Source organism: Oerskovia jenensis (assembly GCF_016907235.1).
Lineage (GTDB): Bacteria > Actinomycetota > Actinomycetes > Actinomycetales > Cellulomonadaceae > Oerskovia > Oerskovia jenensis.
Window position 1 is genome coordinate 3,727,721 of record NZ_JAFBBO010000001.1, and the last position, 11,585, is coordinate 3,739,305.

The 11,585-nt window shown below is 72.3% G+C and carries 8 protein-coding genes; 7 read left to right on the forward strand and 1 reads right to left on the reverse strand.

Features of this window, described 5'->3' with window-relative positions; genetic code table 11:
* Positions 1-117 precede the first annotated feature (117 nt).
* From mtrA to secA, 7 genes are all read left to right on the forward strand, one after another.
* Positions 118-801 carry an MtrAB system response regulator MtrA gene (mtrA, locus tag JOD49_RS16785; RefSeq protein WP_205308189.1) on the forward strand — a complete coding sequence of 228 codons (684 nt, stop codon included), beginning with the start codon at positions 118-120 and terminating at the stop codon, positions 799-801.
* Positions 798-2,597 carry an MtrAB system histidine kinase MtrB gene (mtrB, locus tag JOD49_RS16790; protein WP_307822601.1) on the forward strand — a complete coding sequence of 600 codons (1,800 nt, stop codon included), beginning with the start codon at positions 798-800 and terminating at the stop codon, positions 2,595-2,597. Before mtrA ends, mtrB begins: the two co-directional genes overlap by 4 nt.
* Positions 2,594-4,324 (forward strand): LpqB family beta-propeller domain-containing protein, encoded by a 1,731-nt coding sequence (locus JOD49_RS16795; RefSeq protein WP_205308190.1) that lies wholly within the window; start codon positions 2,594-2,596, stop codon positions 4,322-4,324. Before mtrB ends, JOD49_RS16795 begins: the two co-directional genes overlap by 4 nt.
* Before the next feature lie 166 nt (positions 4,325-4,490).
* Positions 4,491-5,357: a ComF family protein gene (locus JOD49_RS16800; protein ID WP_307822602.1), complete on the forward strand. Its 867-nt coding sequence runs from the start codon at positions 4,491-4,493 to the stop codon at positions 5,355-5,357.
* Between the two features lie 191 nt (positions 5,358-5,548).
* Positions 5,549-6,196, forward strand: a complete 648-nt coding sequence (gene hpf / locus JOD49_RS16805) for a ribosome hibernation-promoting factor, HPF/YfiA family (RefSeq protein WP_205308191.1) — start codon at positions 5,549-5,551, stop codon at positions 6,194-6,196.
* A 184-nt stretch (positions 6,197-6,380) separates the two neighbouring features.
* Complete coding sequence (locus tag JOD49_RS16810; protein WP_239525245.1) at positions 6,381-7,652, forward strand: winged helix-turn-helix domain-containing protein; 1,272 nt, start codon at positions 6,381-6,383, stop codon at positions 7,650-7,652.
* Between the two features lie 184 nt (positions 7,653-7,836).
* Entirely contained in the window at positions 7,837-10,851 is a 3,015-nt protein-coding gene (gene secA / locus JOD49_RS16815) for a preprotein translocase subunit SecA (protein ID WP_205308193.1), read from the forward strand.
* Positions 10,852-10,882: 31 nt separating this feature from the next.
* Here the strand turns inward: secA and JOD49_RS16820 are convergent, their stop codons facing one another.
* Entirely contained in the window at positions 10,883-11,410 is a 528-nt protein-coding gene (locus JOD49_RS16820; protein ID WP_205308194.1) for an Rv3235 family protein, read from the reverse strand.
* Between the last annotated feature and the right edge of the window lie 175 nt (positions 11,411-11,585).

An 11,585-nucleotide genomic window follows, 5' to 3' on the forward strand; every position in this document is an offset into this window, starting at 1 on the left:
GCGGACCACCCTAGTACGGGGGACCGGAGGACGTGGCGGCCGGCCCGCTCGGGTGAACAGCGGACGCCGTACGGTGGGTCGGACCGACGACCCCGCAGTCGATGGCAAAATGGGGCCATGAAGGTACGTGTGCTTGTGGTCGACGACGACACCGCTCTCGCCGAGATGATCGGCATCGTGCTGCGGTCCGAGGGGTTCGACCCGGTGTTCTGTGCGGACGGGGACCTCGCCCTGGCGACGTTCCGCAGCACCCAGCCGGACCTCGTCCTGCTGGACCTCATGCTGCCCGGCAAGGACGGCACCGAGGTGTGCCGCCTGATCCGTGCGGAGTCGGGGGTGCCGGTCATCATGCTCACGGCCAAGAGCGACACGGTCGACGTCGTCCTGGGGCTGGAGTCGGGCGCCGACGACTACATCTCCAAGCCGTTCAAGCCCAAGGAGCTCGTGGCGCGGATCCGGGCGCGCCTGCGCCGGTCGGACGAGCCCGCGCCCGAGCACCTGGCGATCGGTGACGTCGAGATCGACGTGACGGGCCACCGGGTCACGCGCGACGGCCGCCCCATCGCGCTGACGCCCCTCGAGTTCGACCTCCTGGTCGCGCTCGCCCGCAAGCCCTGGCAGGTCTTCACGCGCGAGGTCCTCCTCGAGAAGGTCTGGGGCTACCGGCACGCGGCGGACACGCGCCTGGTCAACGTCCACGTGCAGCGGCTGCGGTCGAAGGTCGAGCACGACCCGGAGAACCCGGAGATCGTCCTGACTGTCCGCGGCGTCGGGTACAAGGCGGGCGCGGCGCGCGGGTGAGCGCTCCGTCGCTGCGCGTGCGGGTGGGGCGGTCGCTGCGCCGTGCCCGACGGCGCGTGCGCGCCGCGGTCGGGCGACTCACCTGGCGCGCCCGGTCGTCGATGCAGCTGCGCGTGGTCGGCACCGCGCTCGTCGTCGGGGTGATCACGGTCGCGGCGCTCGGCGCGTACCTGTCGAGCACGATGCGTGACGGGTTGTTCGACCAGCGGCTCGAGCAGATCAACGTCGAGAGCGCCAACTCGATCCAGCAGGCGCAGAGCCTGTTCACGGCCTCGGTGTCCAAGACCAAGGACTCCGAGATCCAGACGCTCCTGCTCGACGTGCACAACGCCCTGCGCACGAGCGGCAGCCCCGACCGCAAGATCTTCCTCATGCGGCCCGAGGGGGCGCCGTCGCGCCTCAACGACGTGAGCACCGACAACCAGCTCGCGAGCCTGGTCTCCGACGAGCTCCGCGACGCGGTCATGGAGAGCGACGGCCGTGAGCTCCAGTCGGTCGCGATCCCCCGAGACCCGTCCGACCCGAACTCGCCCGTCGACCCCGGGGTGCTCGTGGGGTCGAAGGTCCAGGTGCCGACGGTGGGCACGTACGAGCTCTACTTCCTCTACACGCTCGCGCCCGAGCAGGAGACCCTCTCGTTCCTGCAGCGCACCCTGGTCGTCGGTGCGGTGTTCGTCGTGGGCATCCTGGGGCTCATCACCTGGGTCGTGACGCGTCAGGCGGTCCAGCCGGTCCGCAACGCCGCGGGGGTCGCCGAGCGGCTCGCGGACGGGCACCTCAACGAACGCCTCCCCGTCAAGGGGCACGACGAGCTCGCGACGCTCGCCCGCTCGTTCAACGAGATGGCGGAGAGCCTGCAGCTCCAGATCGGTCGGATGGAGGAGCTCTCGCTCCTGCAGCGTCGCTTCGTGTCCGACGTCTCCCACGAGCTGCGCACGCCGCTCACGACGATCCGGATGGCGGGCGAGGTCCTGCACGCCTCGCGCGACGACTTCGACCCTGCGTCGAAGCGGTCGGCCGAGCTGCTCCAGACCCAGCTCGACAGGTTCGAGGACCTCCTGGCCGACCTGCTGGAGATCAGCCGCTTCGACGCGGGGGCCGCCCAGCTCGACGCCGAGCGTCGTGACGTGCGCGACGTCGTCAACGCGGCCGTCGAGCTCGCCGCGCCGCTCGCGGAGCGCAAGGGCGTGTGGATGTCGGTGCACCTCCCGGACGAGGCCGTGACCGCGGACGTGGACCCGCGTCGGGTCGAACGGATCGTGCGCAACCTCGTGGTCAACGCGATCGAGCACGCCGAGGAGAAGCCCGTCGAGATCACGGTGGCCCACGACCGGTACGCGGCCGCGGTCGTGGTCCGCGACCACGGCGTCGGGATGACCCAGGAGGAGGCGCTGCACGTGTTCGACCGCTTCTGGCGGGCCGACCCGGCGCGCGCGCGCACGACCGGGGGGACCGGGCTCGGCCTCGCGATCTCGCTCGAGGACGCGCACCTGCACGGCGGGTGGCTCGAGGTCTGGGGCCGGCCGGGACAAGGGGCCGCCTTCCGGCTCACCCTGCCGTTGCGCGCCGGGATCCGGCTCGAGGCCTCACCGCTCCCGCTGGTCCCGGAGGAACCGACCCACGGTCGCGGCTTCCGCCCGCCGACCGGACAGATCGAGCGGGTCGAGGACCCCACCGAGGGGACCACGAGCCCCTCGGCCCTGCCCGTGCTGCCCGACGAGAACCTCACGTTCGTCCGTCAGGGCGGCGTCCCCGAACGGCCCGGCACGTCCGCAGACCAGGAGCAGGCACGATGACCGACCGACGACGTCGCAGGTCCGCGGGTGCCCTCGGTGCGGGGCTCGTCGTGGCGGCCCTCGCGCTGTCCGGCTGCGCGTCGATCCCCACCTCCGGCCCGGTGATCCGCGGCAGCGACGTGGTCCAGGGGTACAACGCGCCGGGGCTGCGCGCGCGGGGACCCGTCGCGGGCGACGACCCGCTGCGCATCGTGTCGGGCTTCCTCACCGCACAGGCCGCGGGGCCGGCCGGCGACTTCGACGTCGCCCAGGAGTTCCTCACGGACGCGGGTGCCTGGAGCTGGGACTCGCAGGTCCTGGTCTTCGACGGGGACCTCGACCTGACCATGGACAAGGAAGCCATGAAGACGGGGCAGGTCACGGTCACGGGCAGCGCGACCGTGGTCGGGGCCCTCGACAAGCGCGGTGTGTACACCGAGGACGTCCCCGGCGGGGCGGGCGCCGTCCCGGTCTCGTTCGGGCTGGTGCGCCAGGGTGACGGGCAGTGGCGGATCGAGACGGCCGAGGACGGTCTGCTGCTCTCCGAGAGCAGTTTCCAGGCGGCCTTCCGACAGACCCGCCTGTACTTCCCGTCGACCGACCGCGAGGTGCTGGTCCCCGACGACCGCTGGTTCCCCAACAGGGGATGGCAGGCGAGCGCCGTGACGGAGATCCTGGTCGGTCCGGTCGAGTGGCTGCGGGGGTCGACCGCTCCCGTGGTTCCCGAGGGGACGCGGCTGAGCATCGACGCCGTGCCGAGCGTGGGCGGTGTCTCCGAGGTCCGGTTGACGGACACGATCTCGCTCGCGCCCCCCGAGGACCGCGCCCTGCTCAAGGCCCAGCTCGAGGCGACGCTGTTCGACGCGTTGCCGCTCACCGTCAACCTCTATCGCGGGGAGGACCTGCTGAGCACCCCTACGGGCGGGGCGGTGCCGATCAAGGCAGTGACCGAGGGCAGCGAGGTCGTCGCCGCGCAGGGCGAGGTCAAGGCGCTCGACGGCGGAGCGGAGGAGGCGACGTCGTTGTCCCCCGCGGTCTCGCTCGCCGGGACCACGGCGACCGCCCTGGCACAGGGCAGCAACGCGCGTCCGCTCGTGGTCCGCGACGGCACGGACCGTCTCGTGCGGCTCGCGACCAAGAACCTGCCCGACGTCCAGCTCCTGGCCGGGGAGGACCTCCTGGCGCCGAGCGTCGACCGGTTCGGCGGGGTGTGGTCCGGTCCCCGGGTGCAGGCGGGCACCCTGCAGGTCGTCCGTGCGGACCTCGCGGAGGCGGGCGACCCCGTCACGGTCGAGGCGCCGTGGTTGGCCGGGCGGACCGTGCAGTCGATCCGGGTCGCGCACGACGGGGCCCGGATCGCGGTGGTCAGCTCGGACGGCACCAGTACCCGGGTGGAGGTCGCCGGCATCGTGCGCGACGAGAAGGACGTCCCGACGGGGCTCTCGGAACCTTTCCGGGTCGGCGCCCCGATCACCTCGGCCTCGCAGGTCGTGTGGGCCGACGAGACGACGCTCGCGGTCCTGGGGACCGACGACACGGAGGCCGCGCCCACGGTCCACCTCGTCCTGGTCGGTGGCGAGACCACGAGGCTGTCGCCGGTCGCGGGCGCGACGGCGATCAGCGCGGGCGACGGCGACCGGACGGTCCAGGTCCTCACCCAGGACGGGACCCTGTTCGGTCGCAGCCGGTCGGGTGCGGTCTGGGAGAAGCGGATCGAGGGCGTCGCGCTGCCCACGTTCCCGGGCTGAGCGGGCACCGGCCGCTCGTCGGGACGGGGCCGGGCGGGACGGGGCCGGGCGCGACGGGGCCTGGCGCGACGGGGCGACCCGTGCACAGACCCGCCCCGGGCGCCGGCGTCCACAGGTCGCACCTGGGCGGCCGGCAGGGGGACGCCCCGACCGGCAGGATCGGCCCGTGCCCCCGGACCCTCACGACCGCGTCCACCGTCTCGCTGCGGCCCTGACGACCGTGTGCGGCTGGTGGCGGACGCTCGCGCGCCTGCTCGTCCCGGTCGAGTGCCCCGGCTGCGGCGCCCAGGACGTCGTGCTCTGCCCCGCGTGCGCCGGGCTCCTGGAAGGAGCCCCGGCACGTCGGGAGGCCGACGCCCCGCGCCTGGACCGGGTGGACGGGACCCCGCCGCTCCCGGTGTGGGCGCTCGCGCCGTACGCAGGCCCGCTCCGGGGCGTCGTGGTCGCGTGGAAGGACAAGGGGCGTCACGACCTCGCGGCCCTCCTCGGTGGGGCCGTGCACCGTGCTGGGCGCGCCGTCGCCCCCTGGGTGCGTGATGCCCTCGGGCCACCGCCGCCTGCTCGGCCCCGTGCTGCTGCGCGCATCCTGGTCGTGCCCGCACCCTCGTCCGCCGCGGCCCGTCGCGCACGGGGCGCCGAGCCCGTCCAGGGGCTCGCCAGGGCCCTCGCGCGTGGCCTCGTGGAGGCCGGGGTCGACGCGGTCGCGGCGCCCGTCCTGGCGCAGCGGGGACGGCGAGGACGGGACCAGGTGGGCCTGGGGGCGAGGGGCCGTGGCGCGCGCCTCGGGGGCGTCCGTCTCACCCGCGGTGGGGCGCGCCGGAACACCCCACGACCTGGCGCGACGTGCCTCCTGGTGGACGACGTGCTCACGACGGGGGCCACGCTCGCGGCGTGCGAGCGGGCCCTGGAGGATGCCGGCGCCCGGGTTCTCGGGGCGCTCGTGCTCGCCGCGACGCCACCGCCCCGGCGTGCTGACGCGGCTCGCGAAGTTCATCTCCCGGAGATGCTGCCTTTACCTACCGGGGGGGGTTAACCTGGGGACCAGTCGTCACGGGGAACGGTTGGTAGGGGACCCGTGCGGCCACAGAGCGATCGACCCGAGGCAAGGTCCTCGGGCAGGGAGGTGATAGGTACTCCGGATCCCCCTCGGGGGAGCCAGACCCAGGACCACACGGGACGCTCTGGAAGGCACAGGAGCGTCCGAGACCCTTTGCGGAGGCTCACATGGAGATCGTTGTCGTCGGCAGGCACACGGAAGTGGCTGACCGCTTCCGCCGACACGTGGAAGAAAAGCTCGCGAAGTTCGAGCAGCTCGCACCGACCGCCCAGCGGATCGACGTCGAGGTCACCCACGAGAACAACCCCCGACTGTCCGAGGTGCGCGAGAGGGTCGAGCTGACCGTCCGCGCCAAGGGACCCGTCGTTCGCGCCGAGGCGGCAGCAGACGACCGGTTCGGGGCACTCGACCTGGCCATGAACAAGCTCCAGGAGAGGCTGCGGCGCGTCAGCGACCGTCGCAAGGACCACCGCAACAACAACCCCGCCCCGCCCGTCGACGTCCGGCCGTTCATCCCGGAGGACAAGACCCCTGAGCCCGCACCGGAGCACCCGGCGGCTCCGGGAGACGCGGTCGAGACCCAGCTCGGCGACTCGCCCGTCGTCATCCGTCAGAAGCTCCACTCCGCAGAGCCCATGACGATCGACGACGCCCTCTACGAGATGGAGATGGTGGGCCACGACTTCTACCTCTTCGTCGACGTGGAGACGGCCCGCCCCTCGGTCGCCTACCGGCGCCGCGGTTGGAGCTACGGGGTGATCGCGCTCGACACCTCGTGCGCCGGCGGCCTGAAGACCGCGCCCGACGCGGGCTGACCGCCGCGACCAGCTGACCCGACGGGGTGGCGCCGCCGACCAGGCGGCGCCACCCCGTCGGCGCGTCCGGACCCGGGAGCCGGATTGAGGGAGCCGGGCTGCGCGAGCCGGACCTCAGGCCCGGGGAACCAGGCCGCAGGTCCAGGTCGCCTGCCCGGCGCGGATGTCAGGTGCCGGGGGCAGGATGGGTCGGGTGAAGACCGAGTCGATGTCGCTCGCCCAGGCCCGCCGGGTCGCCCTCGCCGCGCAGGGCCTGCACGCCCCCCGGCCCGACGCCGCCGCGCCCCGGCAGGTCACGCTGCGGCACGTGCAGCGCACCGTGGACCGGCTGGGGCTGCTGCAGATCGACTCGGTCAACGTCCTGGCGCGGGCCCATCTCGTCCCCCTGTACTCGCGGCTCGGCCCCTACGACGTGTCGTTGCTCGACCGGGCGGCGGGCCGCGCGCCGCGACGCCTCGTGGAGTACTGGGCGCACGTCGCGTCCTACGTCCCACCCGAGACCTACCGGCTCCTGGAGTGGCGGCAGCGGGCGTACCGCACCGAGGCCTGGGGGTCGATCAGCGGGGTCGAGGCCTCGCACTCGGCCGTCGTGGAGCACGTCCGGCAGATCGTGGCCGAACGCGGGCCGGTCACGGCGAGCGAGGTCCACGAGATCCTCGAGGCCCAGGGCATGGGCGAGGCACGTGGCACCGTGGAGTGGGGTTGGAACTGGTCCCTGGCCAAGCGGGCGCTCGAGCTCCTCTTCTTCACGGGCGAGATCACTGCGGCGCGCCGCAACGCGGCGTTCGAGCGCTGCTACGACCTGACCGAGCGTGTCCTGCCGCCCGCGGTCCTCGCCGCGCCGCCCGTGAGCGACGAGGACGCGGTGCGCCGCCTGCTGGAGATCGGGGCGCGGGCGCACGGCGTCGGGACGCTGCGCTGCTTCCAGGACTACTTCCGGCTCAAGGGACCGGCTCCCCGCCGCGCGCTGGCTGAGCTCGTCGAGGACGGTGTACTCCGTCCCGTCGAGGTCCGCGGCTGGGACGAGACCACGTACCTGCACCGGGACGCCGCGCTCCCGCGGCGGGCTCAGGGACGAGCGCTGCTCAGTCCCTTCGACCCCCTCGTGTTCGAGCGCACGCGCCTCGAACGGCTCTTCGGCACGTACTACCGCATCGAGATCTACGTGCCTGCGGCCAAGCGGGTCCACGGCTACTACGTGCTGCCGTTCCTCCAGGGCGACCGCATCACCGCCAAGGTCGACCTCAAGGCGGACCGGCGCGCGGGGCTGCTGCGCGTCCTGTCGGCGCACCGTGAGGAGCACGCCGACTCGGGCACCGCGACGGCGCTCGCGGCCGAGCTGCGCCTCATGGCGACCTGGCTGGGGTTGGCGGACGTCGTCGTCGGGCCGGCGGGGGACCTGGCGCCCGCGCTCGCGGCCGAGGTCGGGCGGGCGGACCCCGGCGTGGCGGGGTAGCTCGCGCGGCTCGCGGTGGCTTTCGCCGGAGAGCGAAACCACAGGTACCGGACAGAAGCCCACCCACGTGCCGGACTCGCCTACGATGGTCTGTGGTGTGATCCAGCCGACTGCCGCCAGGTGGTCGCCTCGCATTCGCCCCGGACCGTCCGGCCCGGGGGCGCGATCGATACGGGAGTACTGCGTGCCTGCGATCCTCGAGAAGGTCCTGCGTTTCGGCGAGGGCCGGATCCTGAAGAAGTTGTCCGGCCTGGCTGAGCAGGTCAACAAGCTGGAGCCCAGCTTCGAGGACCTGACCGACGAGGAGCTGCGCGAGGAGACCGACCGGTTCAAGGAACGGATCGAGAACGGCGCCACGCTCGACGAGATCCTCCCGGAGGCCTTCGCCGCGGTCCGCGAGGCCGCCCGCCGTACGCTGGGGCAGCGCGCGTACGACGTCCAGCTCATGGGCGGTGCGGCCCTGCACCTGGGGAACATCGCCGAGATGAAGACCGGTGAGGGCAAGACGCTCGTCGGTACCTTCCCCGCGTACCTCAACGCGCTCACGGGCAAGGGCGTGCACGTCGTCACGGTCAACGACTACCTGGCCAAGTACCAGAGCGACCTGATGGGTCGCGTCTTCCGCGCCCTCGGCCTCACGACCGGCTGCATCATCTCGGGCCAGACCCCCGCGGTGCGCCGCGAGCAGTACGCCGCGGACATCACGTACGGCACGAACAACGAGTTCGGGTTCGACTACCTGCGCGACAACATGGCGTGGAGCACCGACGACCTGGTGCAGCGTGGCCACAACTTCGCGATCGTCGACGAGGTCGACTCGATCCTCATCGACGAGGCGCGTACCCCGCTCATCATCTCGGGCCCTGCGTCGGGCGACGCGAACCGCTGGTACGGCGAGTTCGCCAAGGTGGTCCGCCGCCTGAGCCCGGAGACCGACTACGAGGTCGACGAGAAGAAGCGCACGATCGGTGTGCTCGAGCCCGGGATCGCGAAGGTCGAGGACTACCTCGGCATCGACAACCTGTACGAGTCGCTCAACACGCCGCTCATCGGGTTCCTCAACAACGCGATCAAGGCCAAGGAGCTCTTCAAGCGCGACAAGGACTACGTCGTGCTCAACGGCGAGGTCATGATCGTCGACGAGCACACGGGCCGAATCCTCGCGGGCCGCCGCTACAACGAGGGCATGCACCAGGCCATCGAGGCCAAGGAGGGCGTGCAGATCAAGGCCGAGAACCAGACGCTCGCCACGATCACGCTCCAGAACTACTTCCGTCTGTACGACAAGATCTCCGGGATGACCGGTACGGCCGACACCGAGGCCGCCGAGTTCCAGGGCACGTACAAGCTGGGCGTCGTGCCCATCCCCACGAACCGCAAGATGCAGCGCGTGGACCAGCCCGACCTCGTGTACAAGAACGAGGAGGGCAAGTTCGACGCCGTGGTCGCGGACATCGTCGAGCGCCACGCCGAGGGCCAGCCGGTCCTCGTTGGCACCACGAGCGTCGAGAAGTCCGAGCTCCTGTCCTCCAAGCTCAAGAAGCAGGGCGTCCCGCACGAGGTCCTCAACGCCAAGCAGCACGAGCGCGAGGCCGCGATCGTCGCGCAGGCCGGGCGCAAGGGCTCGGTCACGGTCGCGACCAACATGGCCGGCCGTGGTACCGACATCATGCTCGGTGGCAACGCCGAGTTCATGGCCGTGGCCGACCTCGCCGCGCGCGGGCTCGACGCCACCGAGAACCCCGACGAGTACGAGGCCGCGTGGCCCGAGGCCGTCGAGCGCGCCAAGGCGGCCGTGGCCACGGAGCACGACGAGGTCACCGAGCTCGGCGGGCTCTACGTGCTGGGCACCGAGCGGCACGAGTCGCGCCGGATCGACAACCAGCTCCGTGGTCGTTCCGGCCGTCAGGGCGACCCGGGCGAGTCCCGCTTCTACCTGTCGATGCAGGACGACCTGATGCGCCTGTTCAACTCGGGGCTCGCCGAGTCCATGATGAACCGCGCGGGCTTCCCCGACGACGTCCCGCTCGAGTCGAAGATCGTCACGCGCGGCATTGCGAGCGCGCAGGGCCAGGTCGAGGCGCGCAACTTCGAGATCCGCAAGAACGTCCTCAAGTACGACGACGTCCTCTCACGCCAGCGCACCGTCATCTACGACGAGCGTCGCCGCGTGCTCCAGGGTGAGGACATGCAGGAGCAGGTCCAGCACTTCATCACGGACGTCGTCACGGCCTACGTCGACGGCGCCACGTCCGAGGGCAACCCGGAGCACTGGGACCTCGAGGCCCTGTGGACGGCGCTGCGCGCGGTGTACCCGGTCTCGATCGAGGTCGACGAGGTGCTCGAGCAGGCCGGGGGAGCCACGCGTCTGACGCGCGAGCTGATCCTCGAGGAGATCCTGTCGGACGCCCGCGTGGCCTACCAGGACCGCGAGGCGTCGCTGGGCAGCTCGAACATGCGTCAGCTCGAGCGCCGCGTGGTGCTCTCCGTGCTGGACCGCAAGTGGCGCGAGCACCTCTACGAGATGGACTACCTCAAGGAGGGCATCGGTCTGCGCGCCATGGCGCAGCGCGACCCGCTGGTCGAGTACCAGCGCGAGGGCTTCCAGCTCTTCCAGGCCATGACCGAGGCCATCAAGGAGGAGTCGGTCGGTTTCCTGTTCAACCTCGAGGTCAAGGTCGCCGAGCCCGGCGCGTCGCCGGTCAACCCGGTGTCGGCGGCGGCTGCCGCGCAGTCGGTGGCCGGTCAGGCGTTCGGTGGTACGGCCGGTGCGGCGGGGGCCGCTGCGGCCGCCGGTGCTGCCGCGAAGGCTGCGGCGGACGCCAAGGCGGCTGCTGAGGCTGCGCAGGCCCAGGCGGCGTCGCAGGCCGACGCGATCGAGGACGAGCCCGTCGAGGACGAGCTCGTGGACGCGCCGGTCGCTCCTGCCGCGAAGGCCGAGCCGACGCTCATCGCGAAGGGCCTCGACGGCCCGAGCGAGCAGGTGCCGCTGCAGTACTCGGCGCCGTCCGACGACGGTTCGGGCCAGGCCGTGGTCTCGGGAGACGGCTCGCGCCGCGCCCGCCGCGCCCTGCACGGCGAGGCCACCGCGGTCGAGGGCGACGGGCGCACGTTCCCCGGTACTCCCCGCAACGCCAAGTGCCCCTGCGGGTCGGGCAAGAAGTACAAGCTCTGCCACGGGCTGAACGAAGAGGAGTAACCCTCTCCGAGAGGACACCCACGAGCGGCGGTCAGCCGATCTCGAGGACCACGACGCGCCACACGCCGCGTCGGGCCTCGAGTCGGAGGGCCGCCGCTCGCACTCTGTCCATGTCCTCCAGGACGACCGTGGCCTCGGCCGTCGTGTCGCCGAGTCGCACCAGCCGGGCACGGCGGATCGCGACGGGTCGCGCCGCGGCGTCCCCACCCGTCGTCCCCTGCATGAGCAGTGCGCGCCGGCCGAGGGCGTCGAACACGTCGGGAGCGAGCCACCGCTGGAGCTGCGCCACGGGACGCTCTCCCCGCAGGACCTCGACTGCCGCCCGGACGACCGAGCAGCAGATCGACGTGGGGTCCGGCAGGGGGAGCTCCGTGGTCGACGCGACGGGACGGCCGTTGTCGGCGAGGTCCTCGGCGACGGGGAACTGTGGTGCACCGCCGAAGGTGAGGACACGCGGTGCCCTCGCGACGACGCGAGGGAGCGTCGCGGAGACCGCGGGTCGGGGACCAGCGCCGGAGCGGATGGTGTGGGCGTGGTGACGGACGGTGGCGATCGACATGGCGTGTCCTAGGGTCGGCGAGGGCCGGTGCGTCGAGGACGCCCGGTGGGACGGCGTACGGAGTTCGCGGTGCAGGTGCTGCGCGCTGCGTGCGTGGATGTCGCGTGAGCGGCGCGGACGCCGGGTGGCGTGCGCGGTGCGTGAGGACGAGCCCGCCAGGAGGGTTCGAGACCCG